Genomic DNA, 22915 nt, shown 5'->3' on the forward strand with positions numbered 1-22915 from the left:
CGTCGCGGGCGGCGCAGTCACGACGGGCGTGGCAGGCGCGGTCGCCTGGACTGGGGGCTGCGGCGCCGGTTGCTGTGCAGCGGGCGCCGGAGCCGGGGGCGCGGTGGTCGTCGTGCTCGACGACGTCGTGTCGTTGTCGTCCTTGGAGCCAAAACCGTTGAGGTTGATGTTGTTCAGCGTGATCGGCTTGTTCGACAGGCCGGGTGCCACGATGGTGACGCAGTCCAGCGAGGCGCAGTTTCGTGGGGCCTGGATCTGGATTCGCTGGCCTTCGATCTGGAAGGAGATCGCATTGCCGGCATGGGCAATTGCGGTCGAAGCGAGGAAGAGCGCGGTAGCGGCGACAGAAAGCCTGGTCATGGCAGCCTCCCAAATGCAGCGTGGAAACGGTTATGGCCGGATGTCGGTCATCCGCCGAATGTGGTTCGACCCTACGCGCAGCCTGCCGTGGCTTCCGTGACTGATGTCACAAGTGTGGAGTCTTGCCGGCGTGAGCTGCGTCACATTCGGTTGGGGGCGACAATCTCTCGTGCCACGCGACCTGCTGCACCCTCGAAGGGACAGCAGCGTGCCTCCGCCTATCCAATTTGTAATCGTCTCTCACCGAACCCGCTTCTGCCTTGCATGCGACCGATCACTGAAGATCGCTGCAAAGGAGAGCCAACGTGTCCCGCCTCATCCTCATCGCCGCGCTGCTCGCCGGCACCGTCATCGCGGCGCATGCCGACACCGACATCTATCGCAACGTGCTGAAGCAGCCGCGAGGCCCCGACGAATTGCACGTGGATGGTGCCTTCTGCGACGCGCAGTTCGGCAAGCCGCAGAACGGCACGATGACCTCGCGCGAATACAAGCGCTGCATGCTGTCGCGCGGCTGGCGCTTCGGCCATACCGTTCGCCAGAAGGACGATCGCTATCCCGACCCCGACAATCCCGGCATGATGTGCCGCGATTTCAAGATCGGCGGCGTCACGGGATCGGAGTGCTCGAATTTCGACTGAACTTGACCGCAAAGCCGCGTCTGGCTCGGCGCGCCATGACCCACGCGCGCGAGATCGCGCGAGGCGCCCCCCGCCAGCCGTCGTCGATGTCCGAAAACTAGATCACGCCGAGCACGATGGCTCCGACAAAGGCTATTGCGAGGTACGCGGTAACAACGCTCAGTCTGCTGACGAACGTCATAGAAAGCTGCTCCCTCTGTTCGCGCGTCTTTGCGCGCAACTTATAAAGTTAACAGCGAGTTTCCATCTGAAAAAGTCAGCCGTGCTGTCGGTCACCCATCATTCGGGTTCCCGCGCATGGTTAAAGAAACGTGAAATCAACGCGTTGAAGAGTCCTTAAATAAATTCACCGAACCTGCGTGCATGACGCGCGGAGTTCGCTTGTATCTCGTCGGCTCCATCGTCCTTGTTTCGCTTGCGGGTTGCGGACGCGGCTTCTTCCAGGCCGAGCGCGAACCGTGGCGGGCCGAGGCCGAAGCCGCCTGCCTGAAATCCGGCGCGGTGAAAGAGAGCGCCGAGATCGTCCGCATCGAGCCAATCTCCGGTCCAGGCGCCTGCGGCGCCGAATTTCCGCTGAAAGTGGCTGCCATCGGCGAAGCGAGCAGCAGCTTTGGCTTTGCCGACGAGGAACTGCGGCCGCCGGCGAGCATCGGCAACCAGCCGCGCTGGCCGGGAACTCAGCCGAGCTATCCGCAAGGTCAGAACTATCCGAGCCAAGCCTATCCGAACGCCTCGAACTATCCGCAGCGCCAAAACCAGCCGTCCGGCTATGGCGGAGCCTCAGGCCCGGTCTCGCTCAGCGCGCCCGGCATCGCACCGCCGCAGGATGACGAGATCGACCTGCCGCCCGAGGGCACTGATGCGGCGGGAGCGGCGCGCTACATGAACGCGCCGAGCTATCCGGCGCGACCGAGTTACTCGCCCCGATCGCAGCCATCTTATTCACAGCGCCCCGAGCAGCAGCCCCTGCCGCGGCTTGGCCCTGCGCAGGGCAGTCCCGTCGGCGCCGTCGGCCCGGTTGCGGTGAAGCCGACTGCGACGCTGGCCTGTCCGATCGTCTCCGAGCTCGACCGCTGGTTCGCCGACACCGTGCAGCCCTCGGCGATGCGCTGGTTCGGCCAGCGCGTGGTCGAGATCAAGCAGATCTCCGCCTATTCCTGCCGCGGCATGAACGGCAATCCGCACGCCCACATCTCCGAGCACGCCTTCGGCAATGCGCTCGACATCGCCGCCTTCACGCTCGCCGATGGCCGCCGCATCTCGGTGAAGGACGGCTGGCGCGGCCTGCCGGAGGAGCAGGGCTTTCTGCGCGACGTGCAGTCAGGCGCCTGCGCGCATTTCACCACCGTGCTCGCGCCGGGCTCCAACGTCTATCACTACGATCACATCCACGTCGACTTGATGCGCCGCGCCAGCCGCCGCCTGATCTGCCAGCCGGCCGCCGTCTCCGGCGACGAGGTCGCCGCCCGCGCGCAGCAGCGCAATCCTTACGCCAACTCCCGCGATCCCTACGTGACCGGATCGCTCGGCCGCAAAGGCAAGCGCGAGAAGGTCAACGAGGAAGACGAGTTCGAGGACGAGTAGGGCGCGCACGCGCGGCCGAAGCGAGGTCAGCAACTCACGTTGCGGTCCGCATCGATGCCGGAGGGGCGAGGCCCATGCAGCCCTGCACCTCGCCCGGCACGTTGTAGGTGCGCATGATGTGGCGACTGTCGCGCAGCCCGCACGCCTCCCGCTGCACCACGAACATCCAGAGCGCGTGGCCCGCTTCCATCACCAGGGCGCGCCGCGCCTGCTGCGCCGACGCCGGCGCGTCCGAGGATGGATGAGCGGCGTCGAACTCACGTAAGCGAGCGAGGGCTTCTTCCAGCGCGCGCCCCATTCGTCCCAGCGCAGAGGCCTGCTCCTGGACGATCTCATAGTTCAGAACATCGACGGGTGTGCGATGGAGGTGAAGATCGCGGGACATGGCTCATGTATAGCGCCGCGCGGGGCGCAGGCGCAACGAGGCGACGCGCTCTCTCACTTCCCCCGGTATGCCGCCAGAAACATCCGCGTTGCGCTGTCGACCACCGCGGTCATGCGCTCTTCCGATGGTGCCGGCGCGGCCTGGAAGACGAAGGGCAGGAACAGCGAGGCCTTGCACAATTCCATGAACTGGGAGGCGGCGAGGTCGCAGTCGTCGATCGCAAGGTCGCCGGAGGCGACATGGGCCTTCAGATAATCCGCGAGGCGGTTGATGGTCTTGTCCAGCACGCGCCCATAGTAGCGGCGGCCGACATCGGGCATGCGCTCGGCGATCGCCATCACGGTGCGGATCGCCGATCCGCCGCCGGGCCGGCACAGCAAATGGATATAGGCTTGCCCGAACTCCTTCAGCGTGGTCTCGGCATCGCGCGCGGGGTCGAAGTTGAATACGACCTGGCCGTGCTGAAGCGCTTCCTCCTCGAGGATGGCTTCGAACAGTGCGCATTTGTCGGCGAAGTAGACGTAGAGCGTGCCCTTGGAGACGGTGGCCGCCCGCGCGATCTCGCCCATGCTGGCGCCGTCGAAGCCGAGGTCCATGAACACCTTGCGGGCGCCATCGAGGATCTGGCGACGCTTGGAGCTGTCCTCTTCCGAGACGATAGCGACGGTGTCGCGAACGGCTTCAACCATTGATGCAGGGTTTCCCAGGGTTTTTGGCGCCAGAAACCCAAAGAAAGGATTCGGACCACTAGGGTTCCAGCGGGGAATAATCTATATTGACCGAACCGTTCGGTCAATGGTATTCGTCGTTTGGCGAAAGTGAGGGGCCGCGTCGCGGCCCGCCCGATCGCGTGTTTTGTGGGGAGGCCTTCATGGCCGTATCGAGAGACCAGGCGGCGCGCGTCCTTCGCCAGGATTCCCTGGACCAAGCGCCAGCTCAGGGCGAAGCCGCGAGCGACAATTCGGCGGCACTCGCCGAACAGTTGCGCTCCGTGTCCGAAGAGAGCAAGCGCCGCACGGCCGAAACACCGGAGAAGCCTGCAATCGAGAAGCCTGCCCCGGGCACGCCGGCACCGAGCGCTGCCCCGCCGAAATCCGGCAAGCGCAAATTCGTCCTGATGGGCGTCGGCCTTCTGCTTGCGCTCGCGGCCGCGAGCTATGCCGGCTATTACACGCTGGTCGGCCGCTTCTACGTCTCGACCGACGACGCCTATGTGCGCGCCAACAACACCATGCTGGGCGCGCGCGTTGCCGGCCACATCTCCTCGATCCTGCCCGGCGACAACACGCTGGTGCATGCCGGCGACGTCGTCTTCCGCATCGACGATGGCGACTACAAGATCGCAGTCGACGCCGCCGCGACCAGGATTGCGACCCAGCAGGCCACCATCGATCGCATCGGCCGCCAGGTCGCAGCGCTCGATAGCCAGGTCGTGCAGGCCAAGGCGCAGCTCGTCTCCGCCGAAGCGGGTCTCAAGCGCGCCGACCTCGACTATGAGCGCCAGCAGGCGCTGAGCAGCAAGGGCTTTGCCTCGCGCGCCACGTTCGAAACCTCTGAAGCTGGACGCGACCAGGGTGCCGCCGCGGTCAAGGCCGCGCAGGCCGCTTACGACGTGGCAGTCAGCAATGTCGACGTCGCCAAGGCGCAGCAGGCCGAGGCGCAGGCGCAGCTTGCGGAGTTGAAGACCACGCTCGCGAAAGCCGAGCGCGACCTCAACTTCACCTCGGTGCGCGCGCCGGTCGATGGCACCTTCTCCAACCGCCTCGTCAACACCGGCGACTTCGTTGCCGTCGGCCAGCGGCTCGGCAACATTGTGCCGCTCGATGAGGTCTATATCGACGCCAATTTCAAGGAAACCCAGCTCAAGCGCATCCGTCCCGGCCAGCCGGTGACGATCAAGGTCGATGCCTACGGTATGCGTAAATTCAGCGGCGTCGTCGACAGCATCGCGGCGGGCGCGGGCTCGGTGTTCACGCTGCTGCCGCCGGACAACGCCACCGGCAATTTCACCAAGATCGTGCAGCGCGTGCCGGTCCGCATTCGCGTACCGAAATCGGTCACGCGGCAGAACCTGCTCCGCGCCGGCATGTCGGTCTATGCGACCGTGGACACCAACAAGGGTGCGGCCGACGCCGACAGCGAAGTCGATCTCGACGATCCCACGATGATCCATCCGCAGTAGCATCAAGCGCTGCGAGGTCAGACCATGGCGAACGCCACGACCGCCAATCCCGCCTTGATGGCGAACCCTGCTTCGGAGCGCATCGAGCCGAAGCGGCTGTTCGCCTTCATCATCATGGTGTTCGGGATGTTCATGTCGATCCTGGACATCCAGATCGTCTCCGCCTCGCTGTCCGAGATCCAGGCGGGTCTGTCGGCGAGCCAGAGCGAAGTCTCTTGGGTGCAGACGGCCTATCTGATTGCCGAAGTGATCGCGATCCCGCTGTCGGGATTCCTGTCGCGCGCGCTCGGCACGCGGCTGTTGTTTGCGATCTCGGCGGCCGGCTTCACTATATCGAGCCTGCTCTGCGGCTTCGCCTCCTCGATCGAGGAGATGATTTTGTGGCGCGCGCTTCAGGGCTTCCTGGGCGCCGGTATGATCCCGACGGTGTTCGCCTCGGCCTACACCGTGTTTCCGCGCACGAAATTCCACATCGTCGGCCCCATCATCGGTCTCGTCGCGACGCTGGCGCCGACCGTAGGTCCGACCGTCGGCGGCTACATCACCGACCTCATGTCCTGGCACTGGCTGTTCTTCATCAACGTCGTGCCCGGCATCGGCATCACGCTGGGCGTGCTGGCGCTGGTCGATTTCGACGAGCCGCATTTCGAGCTGCTCGACCGCTTCGACTGGTGGGGCCTGATCTTCATGGCCGGCTTCCTCGGCTCGCTGGAATATGTGCTCGAGGAAGGCCCGCAATACGAATGGCTCCAGGACACGTCAGTCGCGATCTTCGCCTGGGTTTGCGCGATCTCGGCGATCGCCTTCTTCTGGCGCGTGTTCACCGCGGCCGAGCCGATCGTCAATTTGCGCACTTTCTCCAATCGCAATTTCGCGGTCGGCTGCGTGCTTCAGTTCTGCATCGGCATCGGGCTCTATGGCCTGACCTATATCTATCCGCGCTACCTCGCCGAAGTGCGCGGCTACAGCGCGCTGATGATCGGCGAGACCATGTTCGTCTCCGGCGCCACCATGTTCCTGGTCGCGCCGCTGGTCGGCCGTCTCATGCTGAAGTTCGACATGCGCTACATGATCGCCTTCGGCCTGATCGTGTTCGCGATCGGCTCCTACCAGATGACCTGGATCACCCGCGACTTCGATTTCTATGAGCTGCTGCTGCCGCAGATCCTGCGCGGCATCGGCATGATGTTCGCGATGGTGCCGACCAACAACATCGCGCTTGGTACGCTGGCGCCGGAGCGGGTCAAGAATGCCTCCGGCCTGTTCAACCTGATGCGCAACCTCGGCGGCGCCGTCGGCCTCGCCGTGATCAACACCGTGCTCAACAACCGCACCGATCTGCACATCACGCGTCTTCAGGAGCGCGTGACCTGGGGCAACGCGACGGCGACCGAGACGCTCAACACCTTCATGCAGAAGTTCCAGGGCCTGGGCGACGCCACGCTGATGGCGATGAAGCAGCTCACCCAGATCGTGCACCGCCAGGCCGTCGTGATGGGCTATGGCGACGCCTTCTTCATGCTGACGCTGTTCTATCTCAGCCTGAGCCTCTTGGTGACGCTCCTGAACAAGCCGGCGTCCCTCGCCGGCGGCGGCGACGCGCATTAGGCAAGCCCCACACTCGGTGTCATCGCCCGCGAAGGCGGGCGATCCAGTACTCCGTGGCGGAAGTTGTGTAAGCCAGCTATCGCCGCGGAGTACTGGATGCCCCGCCTTCGCGGGGCATGACGGCGGAGGTCAAGTCGGCGGCGACGCGCATTAAATTTGCAACACGCGCGCGACATCTTGCGCGAGCCGTGTTGCAAATCGCAACCGACACATCTATAAAGCGCGCCTCATTGCTCGAACCGGGAGGGATTTGCATGATTTCGACGCATTCGCAGATCGCACGCCCGCGCTCGATGTCTACCTTTTTCATGCTCGGTGTGTGCTCGGTCCTTTAGAGACCGTTTTCGCCAGCTTCGGCCGGGCCTTTTTCCCCGGTCGCTCCAACTCCCAAGCGACAATTTGATCTAACGACGCCGTTTTCGGCCCTAGTGGCCGTCATGCGTCCATTGATGGAGCCGGACTGCGCCAGCGCGCAGCCGGATAACGCCATGACCGCACTGTCAAAAAGGCCCGCGGCGATACGCGTGGTGCTGCCCTTCGTGTTCCGCCACTGGCTGAAGCAGCCGGGGCGCGCGCTCGCGGTCGCCGGCGGCCTGTTGGGTGCGACGGTCGCCGACCTGTTCATGCCGGTGTTCTCGGGCCGCCTCGTCGACGCCCTGACACATGGTCCCGACGATCCCGCCGCCCACCATGCGGCGCTGGTTGCGTTCGGCGCGATCGTGGCGCTTGGCTTCACCTCGATGGTGCTGCGGCTGGCCGGCTTGCAGGTGATGGTGCCGTTCACGCTGAAGCTGATGTCCGACATCGCGCAGGACGCCTTCATGCGCGTGCAGCGCTTCTCGACCGACTGGCACGCCAACTCGTTCGCCGGCTCGACGGTGCGCAAGATCACGCGCGGCATGTGGGCGCTCGACCTGTTGAACGACACCATCCTGCTGGCGCTACTACCTTCGCTCAGCGTGCTGGTCGGCTCGATGATCCTGCTCGGGGTGCACTGGGCTTCGCTGGGCGCGGTGATCGCGCTCGGCGCGTTGGTCTACGTGACGATGACGGCGCTGTTCTCCACGCGCTACATCGCGCCGGCCGCGCGCGTCTCCAATGCCTGGGACACCAAGGTCGGGGGAACGCTCGCGGATGCGCTGACCTGCAACGCGGTGGTGAAGTCGTTCGGCGCGGAGGCGCGGGAGGATGCGCGGCTCGCCCGCGTCATCAAGCGCTGGCGCGTGCGCGTGCGGCGGACCTGGCTGCGCTACAACTACACGGCGCTGGCGCAGCTTTCGCTGCTGCTATGCCTGCGCGCGTCGGTGATCGGCGGGTCGGTGTTGCTGTGGATGGCAGGGCGCGCCTCGCCCGGCGACGTCACCTATGTGCTGACGAGCTACTACATCATCCACGCCTATTTGCGCGACGTCGGCATGCACATCAACAACCTCCAGCGCTCGGTCAACGACATGGAGGAGCTGGTTGCGATCCATGATGAGCCGATCGGCATTGCCGATGCGGTGGATGCGACGCCGATCCTGATCGAGGGCGGGCGGATCGTGTTCGACGACGTCACGTTCCATTACGGCGGCCATCGCGCGCCGTTGTACGACGGCCTGTCGGTCGAGATCCGCGCCGGCGAGCGCGTGGGCCTCGTCGGCCGCTCCGGCTCCGGCAAGACGACCTTCGTCAAGCTGGTGCAGCGGCTCTATGACGTCTCTGATGGCCGCGTGCTGATCGACGGGCAGGACATCGCGAAAGCGACGCAGCAATCGCTGCGCAGCCAGATCGCGATCGTGCAGCAGGAGCCGATCCTGTTTCATCGCTCGCTCGCCGAGAACATCGCCTACGGCCGGCCCGGCGCCAGCCTGGAGGCGATCGAGCAGGCGGCGCGCCTTGCGAACGCGCACGACTTCATCCTGCGCCTGCCCAAGGGTTACGGCACCCTGGTCGGCGAGCGCGGTGTGAAACTGTCGGGCGGTGAGCGGCAGCGCGTTGCGCTGGCGCGTGCGTTCCTGGCGGACGCGCCGGTGCTGATCCTGGACGAGGCGACCTCGAGCCTGGATTCGGAATCGGAGGCGCTGATCCAACAGGCGATGGAGCGGTTGATGAAGGGCCGCACCTCGATCGTGATCGCGCACCGCCTGTCGACGGTGCGCAGCCTCGATCGCATCCTGGTGTTCGACCGCGGCGAGATCGTCGAGCAGGGCACCCATGCCGTGCTCGCGGGCAGGCCAGGAGGCATCTATCGCGGGCTGTTCGAGCGCCAGGTGGTGGAGCTTGGGCACATTGCAGCAGCGGAATGAATGGCGCGTGGCTGACGGACCAATGTCGGCCACGCCGCCAGGGATGGAATGAGATGAAAGACCTGACGAACGGCTCCATCGTGAGGCACATCCTCGCCATGACGCCGCCGATCATGGCCGGTATGATCTCGATCATGATCTGCCAGCTGGTCGATCTGTATTTCGTGTCGGGATTGGGCGATGCTGCAGTGGCAGGCGTTGCGGCGGCCGGCAACGCGGGCTTTCTCGTCAACGCGCTAATGCAGGTGCTCGGCGTCGGCACGGTGGCGCTGATCGCGCATGCCGTGGGACGCAAGGATCGGCCCGACGCCAATTTGATCTTCAACCAGGCAGTCGTGCTGTCGGTGCTGTTCGGCCTGTTGACCCTGGTCATCGGCGCAGCAATGTCGCGCCTCTACATGCGTTCGATTGCCACGGACCTGGCCACGATCGAGGCGGGGACCACTTATCTGCTGTGGTTCATGCCGGCGCTGGCGATGGAATTCGTCATGCAAGTGACGGCATCCGCGCTGCGCGCGACCGGCATCGTACGCCCCGCCATGCTGGTGCGGGTCCTCGCGGTCGTCATCAATATCGCGCTGGCGCCGGTGCTGATCTCGGGGTGGGGCACCGGCTACGCGCTCGGCATTGCCGGCGCGGGGCTGGCGAGCTCGATCGCGGTGGCCATCGGCACCCTGATGCTGCTGGTGTATTTCCGCAAAGTCGAGCGCTATGTCGCCTTCAATGCGGCGCAGTGGCGTCCGCAGCCGCGCCATCTGAGGCGCATCCTCAATGTCGGTCTGCCGGCCGGCGGCGAGTTCGCGATGATGTTCGTCTTCATGGCGGTGGTTTACTACGTGCTGCGCGACTTCGGCGCGGCAGCGCAGGCGGGATTCGGGATCGGGCAGCGCGCGCTGGCCCTGATCCAGATGCCGGCGCTCGCGGTTGCGCTCGCCGCCGGCCCGATTGCCGGGCAGAACGTCGGCGCCGGAAACGGCGCACGCGTTCGGGAAACCTTCGTCAAGGCGGCGCTGATCACCACCATCGTGATGATCGGCTTCATGATCCTTGCACAGTTGGGGCCGGAACTGCTGCTCGCCGGATTCTCGAACGACCGGGAGACCATGGCGGTCGCCTACCTGTTCTTGCGGATCATCTCGCTCAACATGGTGGCGCAGGGCCTGATCTTCACCTGCTCGAGCATGTTCCAGGGCCTCGGCAACACCAAGCCGGTGCTCCTGAGCTCGGCGACACGTGTGTTCACCTATTCGCTGCCGGCGATCTGGCTCTCGACGCGGCCCGGCTTCCGGATCGAGCATGTGTGGTATGTGTCGATCGCGGCGACCACGCTGCAGGCTGCTTTCAGCGTGTGGCTGCTGCGCCGCGAGTTTGGCAAACGTCTGGCGCCACGGGAGGTCGCTGCAATGCAAGTCGGGCCCGAGCCGGAGGTACCGACGGCGCGCGCGGCGGCGGCAGAATAGGTGCATGCGCTTGTCCCTTGCCCACGGCTCCGGCTAAAGCGCGATGAATTTTGGTTGAATCGTCATCGCGCTTTAGCTCCTTGTTTGAGCACGATCTTTTCGGAAAACCGCTGCACACTTTTCCGGATCGTGCTCTAGTTTGCATGAGCCGTGGGAAGGCGAGGGGGCGGCATGAGCGAAACGTTGAACGGGCGGGTGGCGTCATGTCTCTCCGCCATCTGGGCGGCGCGCTACCGGACGCCCGCCCGTTTCGTCGCGTTGATCGCGCTGCTTCTGCCGTGGACGACGACCGGCGTGATCTTCGCGCTCCCGGCCTGGCTGATCGCCTTCGCGTTCATCGACCTCAGGGAATTTCCGCGCTCGCTGCTGCGCCCGATCTGCCTGCTACCAATTGCGCTGTTCGTCCTGGCCCTTGCCGGCACGCTGTGGTCGGATGCGCCCTGGCCGGAGCGGCTGCATGCGATCGCACCATCGGCGAAACTCCTCGCGCTGCCGCTCCTGATCTACCAGTTCGAGCGCTGGCCCCATGGCAACTGGGTGTTCGCGGCGTTCCTCGTCTCCTGCACGCTGTTGCTGCTAACGTCCTTTGCCGTCGCGATCGAGCCCAGCCTGTCGCTCAAGCTCTATCTGTCGCACGGGCCCTACAAGGTCGAGAGCGGGATCGCGGTACGCAACTATATTGACCAGAGTCAGGAATTCGCGCTTTGCGCCCTCGCGCTGGCCTATCCGGTTGCGGCGCTGGTCCGCGGCGGTCGAACGCGTATCGCGGCGTTGCTGGCGCTGCTTGCGCTCGGTTTCCTCGCCAACATGATGTTCGTGGTGGTCTCGCGCACGGCGCTGGTCACGCTGCCGGTCCTGATCGCGGTGTTCGCGCTGCTGCATCTGCGATGGCGGACGGCGCTCGCTCTGGGAGGAGCGGGGGCGTTGGCCGCCCTGCTGCTGTGGACCGCCTCGCCGCATCTGCGCGCAACGGTCGACAAGTTCAGCGGCGACTATGAGCGCACCACCGTCGAGAACGAGGTCAGCGGCATGGGCTCGCGGCTGGAGTTCTGGCGCAAGTCGCTCGGCTTCGTCGCCGATGCGCCGCTGTTCGGCCATGGCACCGGCGCGACCCGCGGGCTGTTCGAGCGTGCCGCGATCGGCGAGAGCGGCATGCGCGCGCAGATCGTCAGCGATCCCCACAACCAGACCCTCAACATCGGGGTGCAATGGGGCGCGCTCGGCGTCATCGTGCTCTACGCGATGTGGCTTGCGCACCTTCTCCTGTTCCGCGGCGCGGGGCTTGCGAGCTGGATCGGGCTACTGGTCGTCCTGCAAAATATCCTGTCCTCGCTGTTCAACTCACATCTGTTCGATTTCAGCGAGGGCTGGCTCTACGTGCTGGGCGTCGGCGTCGCCGGTGGCATGGCGCTGGCGAAGACAACTGAGAGCTAAAGCGCGATGAGATTAGGATGAATCGTCATCGCGCTTTAGGTTGTTGTTTGCGCATGATCTTTCCGGAAAACCGCTTCACACTTTTCCGGATCATGCTTTAGTGCGCGAAACTGTTCCAGACCAGGCCGACACCCGACAGGAACAACAGGCCGAGCACGATGTCGCCAAAATGCTTGTCGCTGAGCGCGTGATAGACGCGCGCGCCGCACCAGGCGCCGACCAGCGTGCCCGGAAACGCAATCAGCGCGAGCCAGATCACCTGCGTGGCGACCAGGCCTGACGCCGTCTGCAACACCAGCGCGGCGGCCAGCACCGTGAAATTGAAGAGCTGGAAGATGCCGCGCCGCTCATGCTTGTTCCAGCCGCGGATGTTGGCCCACAGGATCGGCAGCGGCCCCGACAATCCGGCGAGGCCGCCCAAAATGCCGCCGGCGAAACCGATCGCGCCGTCCGCAATCCGGCCGCCGAACTTGAAGGCGAGCGGCCTCTGGTTGAGATAAAGCGCGGTCGGAAAGATCAGCAGCAGCACGCCGACGCTCAGCTTGAACACCTTGGGATCGGCGGTGGCGACCATCATCGTCCCCAGCGGCACGCCGGCAAGCCCGCCGATCAGGAACGGCCAGACCAGCGAGAGGTCAAAACTCTTCCACATCGAGGGCAGCGTCGAGGTCTGCGCGATCACCGAGCAGATCAGGACTAGCGGCACCGCGAGCGATGGCGGCAGGATATAGAGCCAGATGCCGAGCGCCATCAGCGCGGTGCCGAAACCGGCCAGCCCGGAGACGAAGCCGCCGGCCAATGCGCCGAAAAGCAACAGCGCGTAGTTGAGTGTATCCACACCAATGTCCTTGTTGTTATCGGCGGTGTACTAGACGATCTGCCGGGCGTCGACCGGCCTGTGCAGCGCGCTGAGGAGAATTTGCAACGCCTGGCTGAGCTCGGCGCGATTGCGTGCGGCGCCGAGCGACAGTCGTGCCGCATGCGGCGGATGATCGCCGACCACGAAGGCGTCACTGGCGATGACTGCAAGCCCGTTGCGCAGCAGTTGCGCCGCGATCTCCGTCCGGCTCCGCCCCTCCGGCAGCCGCAGCCAGAGATGATGCGCGGCAGGTTTGGCCAGGAATTGAAAACCCCTGAGGGCGCGCTGCGCGAGCTGCTGACGGCCGACCGCCTCGTTGCGGATCGCGGTGATGATGCGATCCGCGACGCCGCTCTCGAGCCAATGGGTGACGAGCGCGACCATCAGTGGCGCGGGCATCTGCACCGTTGACTGAAGATAGCTGCGCATCTGTTCCTGCGCGGCAGCGTCTGATGTCACCAGATAGGCCACGCGCAGCGCCGGCGCGATGCATTTGGACAGCGTGGTCGCGAGATAAGTCCGCTCCGGAATGAGATTGGCGATCGGCGAGGCCGAACGGTCCAGCAGGCCATAGGCATCGTCCTCGATCAGCGTCGTGTCGGCGTCACGTATGATCTTCGCAATCGCGCTTCGCCGCTCGGTCGAGAGCGTCGCGGTGGTCGGATTGTGCAGCGTCGGAATGAGATAGACCGCCTTCGGCTTGTGCTCGCGGCACGCCTTGGCCAGTGCGTCAGGAAGGATGCCGCCTTCATCCATCGCGACGCCAATGAGCTTGACATCGAGCCGTGCGGCGACCGCCTTGATGCCGGGGAAGGTGAGGGCTTCCGTCAACACGATATCGCCGGGCCTGGCGAGATAGGCGATGAGGTTGAACAGGATCGTCTGCGTGCCGGGAAAGATCACGAGCCGGTCGGCGCGGACATGGGGGACACGCGTGCGCATCCACTTGGCGGCGACGTCGAGCTCGTGCGGGCTGCCGCCGGGCGGCTGGTAGTTGAGATAGGCGGTCAGGCCGGATTGCTGGCGGATCGCCTCGAGCCCGGCAAGGATGCGTTCATCGAGCTGCGCCTCCAGCGGATGCGGCGGCACGTTCATCGACAGATCGATCGTGACCGGGTGCGGCAGGTCGACCGCGCGGCGTGCGCTGGTCTCCGACACGAACGAGCCCTGTCCGACCCGTGCTTCCAAAATCCCGCGCCGCCGTGCCTCGGTATAGGCGCGCGTCACCGTGGTGAGGTCGAGACGAAGCGCTTTCGCCAGCGCGCGCTGCGTCGGCAATTGCTGGCCGCGCACCAGCCGGCCTGCGGCGATGTCGGCCTCCATGGCGTCGACGATGCGCTGATAGCGGGGGCCGCTGAGCTCGGCGATTGTAGGGACCCAATCCATGCAAGTTTGGCCATTTTCTTTGAATGTATGGATGCAAGATATTATTGTATGGATCGTAGGAAAGGAAGCAGGAAAGAAAGAGGTGTAGTCATGACGACCGGTTCAGTCTCTCTGGCGAAGGCGATGTGGCGGGGTTTTCACGGCCGCTGTCCGCATTGCGGCGAAGGCCATGTGTTCAAGCACTTCCTGAAAGTCACCGACAGCTGCGACGTCTGTGGCGAGGAACTGTTCCACCATCGCGCCGATGATCTTCCCGCCTATCTCGTCATCGTCGTGGTCGGCCATCTCGTGGTGCCGGCGATCCTCGCGATCGAGACGGCCTATGCACCCGCGGTCTGGCTGCAATTGGCGGTGTGGCTGCCGGTGACGCTGTTTGCTTCGCTCGCTTTGTTGCAGCCGACCAAGGGCGCCATCGTCGGACTGCAATGGCAGGTCGGGATGCACGGCTTTGAGGAGAGCAAGCGGCGGCGCGAAACCGGTCGGCTCGCGCCCGTGCTCGTCAAGGCCAAGGGCGCACCGCGAGCTGCCTGAGCGCGTCGCGACGTTTACATCGCGCGGTCGGCCGCTACACTCCATCGTACCAAACAAGAAACGATGGAAACGCCGATGACCGCACGTTCGCCTAAAACCTTCCTGCTCTGTCATGGCGCCTGGTCGGGCGGATGGGCCTGGAGGAAGATGCATTCGCTGATGGCGCGGTCGGGCCATCGCCTGGTGGCGCCGACCTACACCGGCCTCGGCGAGCGGTCGCATCTGGCAAATCCCTCGATCGACCTGGAGACGCATATCCAGGACGTCATCAGCGTCATCAGGTTCGACGATCTCAGCGACATCGTGCTGCTCGGCCACAGCTATGGCGGCATGGTCGCGACCGGCGTTGCCGATCGCGCGCGCGACCGTATCACGCAACTGATTTATCTCGACGCCTTCGTGCCGCGCGATGGCCAGTCGCTGTTCGATCTCAACGAGCCCGCGCGCGAGCCGATGCGCAAAGCTGCGGCGGCAGGCGACGGCTACCGCATCCCGCCCAACCCGTCGCCGCCGGATACGCCGCAAGCCGATCTCGACTGGCTCAACGCACGCCGTGTCGACATGCCCGTCAAATGCTTCGAGACGAAGCTGAAGCTTGGGCATGGCGAGCCGGGGATGCCGCGCAGCTACATCTACTGCACGCGCATTCCGCCGGGTGACGCGTTCGGGCAGTTCGCGAGGCGCACGAAGAGCGAAGCCGGCTGGCGCTATTTCGAGATCGACGCCAGCCACGCGCCGAACGTCACGGCGCCGGAGGCGCTGATGACGGTGCTTGAGAAGATCGTGGCCTGACTCACTCCGTCATTCCGGGGCGCGACGAAGTCGCGAGCCCCCATTGCGCAATTGCGCAATGGGGAATGACGACTTCTCAAAATGGTGAGGGGCCCGATGCGTTAGCATCGAACCCCTCCCTAGCAAGACGCGTTTTCTTCACGCGAACCGGAAAACCACTTCGCTCGAAAACGCTTTAGAACATCAGCCGGCCTGTAAGCCGGGTTTTGTAGGGCACCGCCCGCTTGCGCGGGCGATGCGTGACGGCCATTCCTCTGGGGCAATGTTTGCACATTGCCTCGAGCAACCTACCCGGACGGCGGGCCTGACATCGCCCCGCGGCGTTATCGCTTGCGCGAACAGCCCGCTTAAGCCGTCCCTATTCGGTTTTGCTCCCGGTGGGGTTTGCCATGCCGGCTCCGTTGCCGGAACCGCGGTGCGCTCTTACCGCACCTTTTCACCCTTACCCGTCTACGCAGCTGACGCTGCTACGAGGTGGCAAGCCCGGCGGGCCTGCCTCGCCGAAGCCCAAAGGGCGAAGGCGGGCGGTTCGTTCTCTGTGGCACTTTCCCTAGGGTCACCCCCGCCGGACGTTATCCGGCACCGCATGTCAAGGGAGCCCGGACTTTCCTCCCCGGCGGCCTTTCGACACTTGCCGGAGCGGCCGTCCGGCCGACTGATGGTGTACGCAATGAGCATTTATGACGGTTTCGTCAAGGCGATATCGTTCCGCACGACATGCGAAAATAATTTATCCTGAAGATGTCGTTTGATGTTTGCCCCGTTCGACCGGATGTCGGCGATCCCCCGAGCAACAGGAGTTAAACGATGCAGTATCTGCTGCTGATCTACCGGAACGAAGCTCAACAGAGCAGGATGGACCCTGCGGACTACCAGAAGCTGTTGGCGGAGTACGGGGCGTATACCCAGTCCATCGTTCAGAGCGGCAATTTCAAGGCCGGCGACGGGCTGCAGCCAACCACGACGGCGACCACCGTTCGCGTTCGCGATGGCAAGATACTGACGACCGATGGTCCGTTCGCGGAGACCCGCGAGCAACTCGGCGGCTACTATCTCGTCGACGCCAAGGATCTCGACGCCGCGATCGCGATGGCTGCGCGGATTCCCGGGGCCAGGCACGGGTCGATCGAAGTCAGACCGGTCATGATCTACAAGTGATCTCGTCCGCCGACATCGAAAAAAATCGTGAAGATGTCGTTTGGTGCGTTCCCCGTTCGACTGGATGTCGGCAATTCAGCCGATCAAGGAGTTAACCGATGCAGTATCTGCTGTTGATTTATCGGAGCGAAGCCGAGGTGCTGAAGATGGATGCCGCTGACCGGCAGAAGATGTCGGCGGAGTACGGCACGTACACCCAGTCCATCATCCAGAGCGGCCATTTCAAGGCCGGCGACGGGCTTCAGCCGACCACGACTGCGACCACCGTGCGCGTGCGTGACGGTAAGACCCTGACCACCGATGGTCCGTTCGCGGAGACGCGCGAGCAACTCGGCGGCTACTACCTGGTCGAGGCTAAGGATCTCGATACTGCGATCGCGCTGGCCGCGCGAATTCCCGGGGCCAGGGAAGGGTCGATCGAAGTCAGGCCGGTCATGATCTACAAGTGATGTCGTCCATCGAGATCGGAAAAGTCTTCCGCGACGAGGCGGGGCGGGCGCTCGCCACGCTGATCCGCCTCGTCGGCGATTTCGATCTCGCTGAAGATGCGCTCCAGGACGCCTTTGCAGTCGCACTGGAGCGCTGGTCTGCGCGCGAGATGCCCGACAATCCGCGTGCCTGGCTCGTCAATGTCGGACGCAACAAGGCGATCGACCGCATCCGCCGCCGGGCGGCGTTTCGCGGCAAGCAGCAGGCGCTCGTGCATGAGCTCGAGCTGAATGCGCAAGCGCCCGACGAGCCGGCGACGATGCTTGACGACGATATGCTGCGGCTGATCTTCACCTGCTGTCATCCTGCGTTCGCGCCCGAGGTCCAGGTCGCGCTGACGCTGCGCACGGTGTGCGGGCTCACCACGGCGCAGGTCGCGCGCGCCTTTCTCGTCAGCGAGGAGGCGATGGCGCAGCGTCTCGTCCGTGCCAAGCAGAAGATCAGGCTCGCCGGCATTCCCTACGAGGTGCCGGAGCGCGACGCGCTGGAGCTGCGCCTCAACGGCGTACTCGCTGTGATCTACCTCGTCTTCACAGAGGGCTATGTTGCGACCTCAGGCGCAGACCTGATGCGGCCGGATCTTGCGGTCGAGGCGATCCGGCTCGGCCGATTGCTCGACCGCCTGATGCCTGATCGTGCCGGTATCAAGGGCCTGCTGTCCCTGATGCTGCTGCACGATGCGCGCCGTGCCGGGCGCGAGACGTCGGCCGGCGACATCGTGCTGCTGGAGGACCAGGACCGCACGCTGTGGGATCGTGCGCAGATCGAGGAAGGCTCGCGTCTGGTCGACGATGCGCTGCGCGTGCCCGGCCGACCGCAGCCCTACGCCGTGCAGGCGGCGATTGCCGCGCTCCATGCGCGGGCGCCGAGTTATGAGGAGACTGACTGGCCGCAGATCGCCGGACTCTACGAAGTGCTGCTGCGGATCAACCCGTCGCCGGTGATCGAGCTCAACCGTGCGGCGGCCGTGTCCATGGTCGACGGCCCCGCACGCGCGCTCGATCTCGTCGACGCGATCGCAGCGCGCGGCGGGCTCGATGGCTACGAGCTGTTGCCCGCGGTGCGCGCCGATTTGCTGCGACGGCTCGACCGGAAGGACGAGGCACGCGAGGCCTATGTCGCGGCGACGGTGGCGACGCAGCTCGAGCCGCTGCGGAGGCTGTATGCGCGGAGGATGAGGGAACTGGGGTAGGCTACTTCAACACCGTCATTGCGAGCGAAGCGAAGCAATCCAGATTGTTTCCGCGGAGACAGTCGGGATTGCTTCGTCGCTTCGCTCCTCGCAATAACGAAGTATGTGGCTTGCGCCGTCACTTCGATGCGACGGTCGCACCTTCTGTCGGCAAGCTCGCCAGCAGGGCCTGCAATGTCGACAGTGTCGAGTGATCAACGACGCCGTCCAGCCGCGCCGGGCGGAAATGGCGCTGGAAGGCGGTGACGACCTCCATCGTCGTCGCATCGTACTTGCCGGTGAGCGGAACGCCGTAGCCATATTTGGCGAGCGCCTGCTGCAGGCTCAGCACCTCGTCGCTGATCGTGCCGAGCATCAGGCTTTCGCCGCGCACGATCGGCGCCGGCGTTACCCAGTGGCCGACGCCGGAATTGGCCAGCGAGTGCCACGGAAATTTCTCGCCGGGATCCTTCTTGCGCGCGGGCGCGACGTCGGAATGGCCGAGCACCCGGTGCGGCGCCACCTTGCGGCGAAGCATGATGCCGCGGCACAGCGCGATCACGGCAGCGATCTGGCGCAGCGGGAACTCCGGATAACCCCAGTCATGGCCGCGATTGACGATCTCGATGCCGATCGAGCAGGAGTTGACGTCGTCCTCGCCCGCCCATGACGAGACGCCGGCGTGCCAGGCGCGCTTGCTCTCCGGCACGCATTGCACGATGCGGCCGTCCTCGAGCACGACGTAATGGGCCGAGACCTCGGTGCCCGCCGTGCACAGCCGCGCCAGCGCGCCCTCGACATCGGGCATCCCGGTGTAGTGCAGCAGGATCATGTCCGGCTGGCGGCCCTTGTTGCGCTCGCCATAGTTCGGAGAGGGGATGATGTCGGAGACGGTGGAGGAATCGGGGTCGAACGTCCGCATGCTCGCCGCGGCCTTGGGAACCGGGAGCACACGTTGACGCTTCGAATCAGATCCTGATGACGCGGACGAACCGGACGACATTAATTAAGGCTCAATCGGACGAGAGCGGTGGGCTCTTCAAGCCCCTCACTTTACTATTCCTTTACACTTGCGGCCGCGCAATCGCCGGCATCGGTTAACGGGCGCATTTCGCGGCAGGTGTGTGGATGACGCATCACCACGGATTTTACCTTTTTGACTTGTAACCGAACCATCAACACTTTCTTAACGCTAAGGGCCGTTACTGACAGGTGAAGAGCCGACCCGCGTCCGGAGGCGGCCAACGCGTTTTTTGCTCGAAATCCCATGGCTGCCCGACAAATTCCATGCGGAAAACAGGGTTTGCGGCCGGGGACCGCCGGGCTGGGCGAACGCGCCGTACAGGGGTTGAGCCGTGGAACCGCCGCGAAGCGGAACAATTCGAGACGTGATGGGCGTGTTAACCATCGTTCTCGTCCGCACGCCCAGCGAGTCGGGCGCATGAGCTCCCCTGCCCACATTCCCGTGCTCGGACGCGAGGCGATCGAGCATCTCGCGCCGCGCGAGGGCGGCGTCTATGTCGATGCGACCTTCGGTGGCGGCGGCTACAGCCGCGCCATTCTGGATGTACCGGGAACCCGTGTCATCGGCATCGATCGCGATCGCACGGCGATCGCCGGTGGCTTTGATCTGGTCGACCGGTCTCGTGGGCGCCTGACGCTTGTCGAAGACCGCTTCTCGAATCTCGCCGAGGTCTGCGCCGCGCAAGGCGTCGATGCCGTCGACGGCGTCGTCATGGACGTCGGCGTTTCCTCGATGCAACTCGACCAGGCCGGCCGCGGCTTCTCGTTCCGGCTCGATGGTCCCCTCGACATGCGGATGGGGCAGGCGGGGCCGACCGCCGCGGACGTCGTGGCAAAAGCGTCCGAAAGCGATCTTGCTGACATCATCTATCTCTTCGGCGAGGAGCGGCATTCGCGCAAAGTCGCGCGCGCCATCGTCGCGGCACGCGAGGAAGCGCCGATCACGACCACGCGCGCGCTCGCCGATCTCGTTGCAAGGGTCGTGCGCTCGAAGCCCGGCGACATCCATCCGGCGACGCGGACCTTCCAGGGCCTGCGCATCTTCGTCAATGAAGAGCTCGAAGAGCTGGAGACCGCTCTTGCGGCTGCTGAACGTGTGTTGAGGCCCGGCGGTCGGCTGGTCGTGCTGTCCTTCCATTCGCTGGAAGACCGCATCGTCAAGAATTTCCTCAGCGAACGCGCCAAGACCGGCGGCGGCTCGCGGCATCTGCCCGAGGTCGCACAGGTGCCACCGAGCTTCCAGCTTCTGACGCGGCGTCCCGTCGTCGCGGGCGAAGAGGAGGTCGCGCATAATCCGCGCGCGCGTTCCGCGAAGCTGCGCGCCGCCGAGCGGACCGCGGCTGCCGCGCATGCCGAGGGCGAGTCATCATCTTGGCCGAGACTCTCCGACGTGATGAGGGGCGGCTAGCGCATGCGCATTATCCACCTCCTCGTCATCGGCGCGCTGATCTTCGCCGCGGCCTATGTCTACCGGATCAAGATGGAATCCACCGCCCGGACCGAGCGGGTGCTTCGGCTGCATGCCGACATCCGCGAGCAGCGCGATGCCATCGCCGCGCTGCGCTCCGAATGGGCCAAGCTCGATGCGCCGCTGCGGCTGCAAGGACTTGCCGATCGGCATCTGCCGCTCAAGCCCGTCAATGGCACGCAATACGACTCGCTGAAGAACCTGCCCGATCGTCCGCCGCGGCTGGTCAGGCCGGGCGAGCCTGATCCGATCGGTGCCATGATCAACACCATCGAAGCTGCGACCGATGCCGACACGGTCACGGGTTCGGTGCCGCAGCCGGAGGACAAGCAATGAGCGCTGCCACTCCGAGCAAACCCGCAAGGCCGCCGGAACCCTGGCATCAGCGGCTGATCCGCAGCCTGCTCTACGGGCGCAATGTCGATCGCGCGGCGAAGGCACGCGCGCGTGTCGGCCTTGCAATCCTGGCGTTTTCGGCCGTCTATGCCCTCATCGGCGGCCGGCTCGTGATGTTCGCCATCGGTGCCGACGTCCACAGCGCGCGCCGCGGCGGCGCGCAGGATGTGGTTGCGACCGCGCGGCCCGACATCGTCGACCGCAACGGCGAGATCCTCGCCACCGACGTCAAGGCGCCGAGTCTGTTCGGCGAGCCGCGTCGCATCATCGACAAGGACGAGGCGATCGAGCTGCTCACCGCCACCGTGCCTGACCTCGACGAGGCCGAAGTGCGCGAGCGGCTGTCAGCGCGGAAGGGTTTCGTCTGGCTGAAGCGCGAGATCACGCCGAAGCAGCAGCAGGAAATCCACAAGCTCGGCATTCCCGGCATCGGCTTCCTGCGTGAGAACAAGCGCGTCTATCCGACCGGCAACGAGGTCGCCCACCTCATCGGTCTCGTCAATATCGACAACCAGGGCATCGCCGGCATGGAGAAGTGGCTCGACAATAACGGGCTCGCCGATCTCCATCGCGCAGGCTTTGCCACCGATCGCCTGCAAAAGCCGATCGAGCTGTCGGTGGACTTGCGCGTCGAGCACGCGCTGCGCGACGAGCTGTTGAAGGCAAAGGAGAAGTTCCACGCCAAGGCGGCGTCGGGCATTATCTCCAACGTCAAGACCGGCGAGATCGTGGCAATGGTCTCGCTGCCGGATTTCGATCCGAACAACCCGAAGGAAGCGCACGACCCTGACCGCATCAACCGCCTGACCACCGGCGTCTACGAGATGGGCTCGACCTTCAAGGCGTTCACGCTCGCAATGGCGCTCGATTCCGGCAAGATCAACCTGAACTCGATGTGGGATGCACGCGGAAACCTGCACTACGGCAAGTTCACCATCCATGACAGCCACATGCTCGGGCGTTTCATCAACACCAAGGAAGTATTCACCTTCTCGTCCAATATCGGCGCTGCGCGGATTGCGCTCGGCCAAGGCGTCGAGGCGCACAAGGCGTTCCTGGCCAAAATGGGCCAGTTGACGCGGTTGCGCACCGAATTGCCGGAGAGCGCTGCCCCGCTGGTCCCGCGCCGTTGGGGTGAGCTGAACACGGTCACCGTTGCGTTCGGTCAGGGCCTGTCCGTGGCGCCTCTGCAGGCGGTGATGGGCATCAACGCCCTGGTGAACGGCGGCTATCTCATTCCTCCGACGTTCCTCAAGCGCAGCGAAGAAGAGGCCGCGGCGATGGCCAAGCGCGTCATCAAGCCCGAGACCTCCGACAAGATGCGCTATCTGATGCGGCTCAACGCCGAGATCGGCACCGCCAAGAAGGCCGATGTTCCCGGCTATTATATCGGTGGCAAGACCGGCACGTCCGAGAAGGTCATCAACGGCCGCTACGCCAAGAAGCGGGTGCTCAACTCCTTCACCGCGATCATGCCCTCCGACGATCCGAAGTACCAGATTCTGGTCATGCTGGATGAGCCACAGCCTCTGAAGGAGACGTATGGCTTCATCACGTCAGGCTTCAATGCTGTGCCGACGGGGGGTAACGTTATTGCCCGCATCGGGCCGCTCCTGGGCATCGAGCCCCGTTTCAACCTGCCGCCGTCCGACCGCCTTATTCTTGCAGCATCCAGGACAACCCAGTAAGCCGTACCGAGG

20 protein-coding genes, 1 other RNA gene and 1 pseudogene are annotated in these 22915 nt (G+C 64.7%); 15 read left to right on the top strand and 7 right to left on the bottom strand.

Annotated features, from left to right (window positions below; genetic code table 11):
* A pseudogene (locus QQL28_RS14300) lies at positions 1-360 on the bottom strand (DUF2147 domain-containing protein); the annotation flags it as partial.
* Positions 361-665: 305 nt separating this feature from the next.
* On the opposite strand from QQL28_RS14300, the gene QQL28_RS14305 reads away from it, so the two are divergent.
* Together QQL28_RS14305 and QQL28_RS14310 are read left to right on the top strand one after the other, a co-directional pair.
* The gene (locus QQL28_RS14305) at positions 666-1001 is read left to right on the top strand and encodes a hypothetical protein (protein WP_284266189.1); all 336 of its coding nucleotides are present in this window, start codon (positions 666-668) and stop codon (positions 999-1001) included.
* A 363-nt stretch (positions 1002-1364) separates the two neighbouring features.
* On the top strand, positions 1365-2585 hold the full coding sequence (locus QQL28_RS14310; protein ID WP_284266192.1) for an extensin family protein: 1221 nt from the start codon (positions 1365-1367) through the stop codon (positions 2583-2585).
* Positions 2586-2619: 34 nt separating this feature from the next.
* Here the strand turns inward: QQL28_RS14310 and QQL28_RS14315 are convergent, their stop codons facing one another.
* Together QQL28_RS14315 and QQL28_RS14320 are read right to left on the bottom strand one after the other, a co-directional pair.
* Positions 2620-2970, bottom strand: a complete 351-nt coding sequence (locus QQL28_RS14315; RefSeq protein ID WP_284266193.1) for a DUF6665 family protein — start codon at positions 2968-2970, stop codon at positions 2620-2622.
* 53 nt (positions 2971-3023) lie between these two features.
* A complete protein-coding gene (locus QQL28_RS14320) occupies positions 3024-3659 on the bottom strand; it encodes a TetR/AcrR family transcriptional regulator (RefSeq protein WP_284266195.1) in 636 nt (211 codons plus the stop codon).
* A 182-nt stretch (positions 3660-3841) separates the two neighbouring features.
* On the opposite strand from QQL28_RS14320, the gene QQL28_RS14325 reads away from it, so the two are divergent.
* The 5 genes from QQL28_RS14325 (at position 3842) to QQL28_RS14345 (ending at position 11942) form a co-directional block, all read left to right on the top strand.
* The gene (locus QQL28_RS14325) at positions 3842-5152 is read left to right on the top strand and encodes an HlyD family secretion protein (RefSeq protein WP_284266197.1); all 1311 of its coding nucleotides are present in this window, start codon (positions 3842-3844) and stop codon (positions 5150-5152) included.
* A 24-nt stretch (positions 5153-5176) separates the two neighbouring features.
* The gene (locus QQL28_RS14330) at positions 5177-6760 is read left to right on the top strand and encodes a DHA2 family efflux MFS transporter permease subunit (protein ID WP_284266200.1); all 1584 of its coding nucleotides are present in this window, start codon (positions 5177-5179) and stop codon (positions 6758-6760) included.
* A 488-nt stretch (positions 6761-7248) separates the two neighbouring features.
* Positions 7249-9048: an ABC transporter ATP-binding protein gene (locus tag QQL28_RS14335; RefSeq protein WP_284266202.1), complete on the top strand. Its 1800-nt coding sequence runs from the start codon at positions 7249-7251 to the stop codon at positions 9046-9048.
* A 53-nt stretch (positions 9049-9101) separates the two neighbouring features.
* Positions 9102-10508 carry an MATE family efflux transporter gene (locus tag QQL28_RS14340; RefSeq protein ID WP_284266204.1) on the top strand — a complete coding sequence of 469 codons (1407 nt, stop codon included), beginning with the start codon at positions 9102-9104 and terminating at the stop codon, positions 10506-10508.
* Between the two features lie 171 nt (positions 10509-10679).
* Positions 10680-11942 carry an O-antigen ligase family protein gene (locus tag QQL28_RS14345; RefSeq protein WP_284266206.1) on the top strand — a complete coding sequence of 421 codons (1263 nt, stop codon included), beginning with the start codon at positions 10680-10682 and terminating at the stop codon, positions 11940-11942.
* Between the two features lie 97 nt (positions 11943-12039).
* On the opposite strand, the gene QQL28_RS14350 is transcribed toward QQL28_RS14345, so the two are convergent.
* A complete protein-coding gene (locus tag QQL28_RS14350; protein ID WP_284266209.1) occupies positions 12040-12780 on the bottom strand; it encodes a sulfite exporter TauE/SafE family protein in 741 nt (246 codons plus the stop codon).
* 30 nt (positions 12781-12810) lie between these two features.
* Positions 12811-14187: an aminotransferase-like domain-containing protein gene (locus tag QQL28_RS14355; protein ID WP_284266211.1), complete on the bottom strand. Its 1377-nt coding sequence runs from the start codon at positions 14185-14187 to the stop codon at positions 12811-12813.
* A gap of 90 nt (positions 14188-14277) precedes the next feature.
* Here QQL28_RS14355 and QQL28_RS14360 point away from each other — a divergent pair, with 90 nt between their 5' ends.
* Both QQL28_RS14360 and QQL28_RS14365 read left to right on the top strand, forming a co-directional pair.
* Entirely contained in the window at positions 14278-14718 is a 441-nt protein-coding gene (locus tag QQL28_RS14360; protein WP_284266213.1) for a DUF983 domain-containing protein, read from the top strand.
* Between the two features lie 75 nt (positions 14719-14793).
* Complete coding sequence (locus QQL28_RS14365) at positions 14794-15510, top strand: alpha/beta fold hydrolase (RefSeq protein ID WP_284266215.1); 717 nt, start codon at positions 14794-14796, stop codon at positions 15508-15510.
* Between the two features lie 179 nt (positions 15511-15689).
* Here QQL28_RS14365 and rnpB read toward each other — a convergent pair.
* An RNA gene (gene rnpB, locus QQL28_RS14370) (RNase P RNA component class A) lies at positions 15690-16169 on the bottom strand.
* 148 nt (positions 16170-16317) lie between these two features.
* Between rnpB and QQL28_RS14375 the strand changes: the two genes are divergently transcribed.
* The 3 genes from QQL28_RS14375 to QQL28_RS14385 all read left to right on the top strand — a co-directional run bounded on the left by QQL28_RS14375 (position 16318) and on the right by QQL28_RS14385 (position 18349).
* Positions 16318-16668, top strand: a complete 351-nt coding sequence (locus QQL28_RS14375; RefSeq protein ID WP_284266217.1) for a YciI family protein — start codon at positions 16318-16320, stop codon at positions 16666-16668.
* Between the two features lie 98 nt (positions 16669-16766).
* Positions 16767-17117, top strand: a complete 351-nt coding sequence (locus QQL28_RS14380; RefSeq protein WP_284266219.1) for a YciI family protein — start codon at positions 16767-16769, stop codon at positions 17115-17117.
* Complete coding sequence (locus QQL28_RS14385) at positions 17117-18349, top strand: RNA polymerase sigma factor (RefSeq protein ID WP_284266221.1); 1233 nt, start codon at positions 17117-17119, stop codon at positions 18347-18349. Before QQL28_RS14380 ends, QQL28_RS14385 begins: the two co-directional genes overlap by 1 nt.
* A 118-nt stretch (positions 18350-18467) precedes the next feature.
* Here the strand turns inward: QQL28_RS14385 and QQL28_RS14390 are convergent, their stop codons facing one another.
* Positions 18468-19250, bottom strand: coding sequence for an N-acetylmuramoyl-L-alanine amidase (locus tag QQL28_RS14390; RefSeq protein ID WP_431309602.1), 783 nt, complete (start codon positions 19248-19250; stop codon positions 18468-18470).
* A gap of 519 nt (positions 19251-19769) precedes the next feature.
* Here QQL28_RS14390 and rsmH point away from each other — a divergent pair.
* Genes rsmH through QQL28_RS14405 form a run of 3 tightly spaced genes read left to right on the top strand, consistent with a single transcriptional unit; the run spans position 19770 to position 22903 of the window.
* Entirely contained in the window at positions 19770-20759 is a 990-nt protein-coding gene (gene rsmH / locus QQL28_RS14395; protein ID WP_284266225.1) for a 16S rRNA (cytosine(1402)-N(4))-methyltransferase RsmH, read from the top strand.
* Positions 20760-20762: 3 nt separating this feature from the next.
* Positions 20763-21155, top strand: coding sequence for a cell division protein FtsL (gene ftsL, locus QQL28_RS14400; protein WP_284266226.1), 393 nt, complete (start codon positions 20763-20765; stop codon positions 21153-21155).
* A complete protein-coding gene (locus QQL28_RS14405; protein ID WP_284266228.1) occupies positions 21152-22903 on the top strand; it encodes a peptidoglycan D,D-transpeptidase FtsI family protein in 1752 nt (583 codons plus the stop codon). Before ftsL ends, QQL28_RS14405 begins: the two co-directional genes overlap by 4 nt.
* Positions 22904-22915: the final 12 nt, after the last annotated feature.

The sequence above is a fragment of the Bradyrhizobium iriomotense genome (assembly GCF_030160715.1).
Taxonomy (GTDB): Bacteria; Pseudomonadota; Alphaproteobacteria; order Rhizobiales; family Xanthobacteraceae; genus Bradyrhizobium; species Bradyrhizobium iriomotense.

Bases quoted from the DNA above. Each gene is read 5' to 3' on its own strand.
- QQL28_RS14310 (WP_284266192.1), top strand. From the start codon at position 1,365: ATGACGCGCGGAGTTCGCTTGTATCTCGTCGGCTCCATCGTCCTTGTT.
- QQL28_RS14315 (WP_284266193.1), bottom strand. From the start codon at position 2,970: ATGTCCCGCGATCTTCACCTCCATCGCACACCCGTCGATGTTCTGAAC.
- QQL28_RS14320 (WP_284266195.1), bottom strand. From the start codon at position 3,659: ATGGTTGAAGCCGTTCGCGACACCGTCGCTATCGTCTCGGAAGAGGAC.
- QQL28_RS14325 (WP_284266197.1), top strand. From the start codon at position 3,842: ATGGCCGTATCGAGAGACCAGGCGGCGCGCGTCCTTCGCCAGGATTCC.
- QQL28_RS14330 (WP_284266200.1), top strand. From the start codon at position 5,177: ATGGCGAACGCCACGACCGCCAATCCCGCCTTGATGGCGAACCCTGCT.
- QQL28_RS14335 (WP_284266202.1), top strand. From the start codon at position 7,249: ATGACCGCACTGTCAAAAAGGCCCGCGGCGATACGCGTGGTGCTGCCC.
- QQL28_RS14340 (WP_284266204.1), top strand. From the start codon at position 9,102: ATGAAAGACCTGACGAACGGCTCCATCGTGAGGCACATCCTCGCCATG.
- QQL28_RS14345 (WP_284266206.1), top strand. From the start codon at position 10,680: ATGAGCGAAACGTTGAACGGGCGGGTGGCGTCATGTCTCTCCGCCATC.
- QQL28_RS14355 (WP_284266211.1), bottom strand. From the start codon at position 14,187: ATGGATTGGGTCCCTACAATCGCCGAGCTCAGCGGCCCCCGCTATCAG.
- QQL28_RS14360 (WP_284266213.1), top strand. From the start codon at position 14,278: ATGACGACCGGTTCAGTCTCTCTGGCGAAGGCGATGTGGCGGGGTTTT.
- QQL28_RS14365 (WP_284266215.1), top strand. From the start codon at position 14,794: ATGACCGCACGTTCGCCTAAAACCTTCCTGCTCTGTCATGGCGCCTGG.
- QQL28_RS14375 (WP_284266217.1), top strand. From the start codon at position 16,318: ATGCAGTATCTGCTGCTGATCTACCGGAACGAAGCTCAACAGAGCAGG.
- QQL28_RS14380 (WP_284266219.1), top strand. From the start codon at position 16,767: ATGCAGTATCTGCTGTTGATTTATCGGAGCGAAGCCGAGGTGCTGAAG.
- QQL28_RS14385 (WP_284266221.1), top strand. From the start codon at position 17,117: ATGTCGTCCATCGAGATCGGAAAAGTCTTCCGCGACGAGGCGGGGCGG.
- QQL28_RS14390 (WP_431309602.1), bottom strand. From the start codon at position 19,250: ATGCGGACGTTCGACCCCGATTCCTCCACCGTCTCCGACATCATCCCC.
- rsmH (WP_284266225.1), top strand. From the start codon at position 19,770: ATGAGCTCCCCTGCCCACATTCCCGTGCTCGGACGCGAGGCGATCGAG.
- ftsL (WP_284266226.1), top strand. From the start codon at position 20,763: ATGCGCATTATCCACCTCCTCGTCATCGGCGCGCTGATCTTCGCCGCG.
- QQL28_RS14405 (WP_284266228.1), top strand. From the start codon at position 21,152: ATGAGCGCTGCCACTCCGAGCAAACCCGCAAGGCCGCCGGAACCCTGG.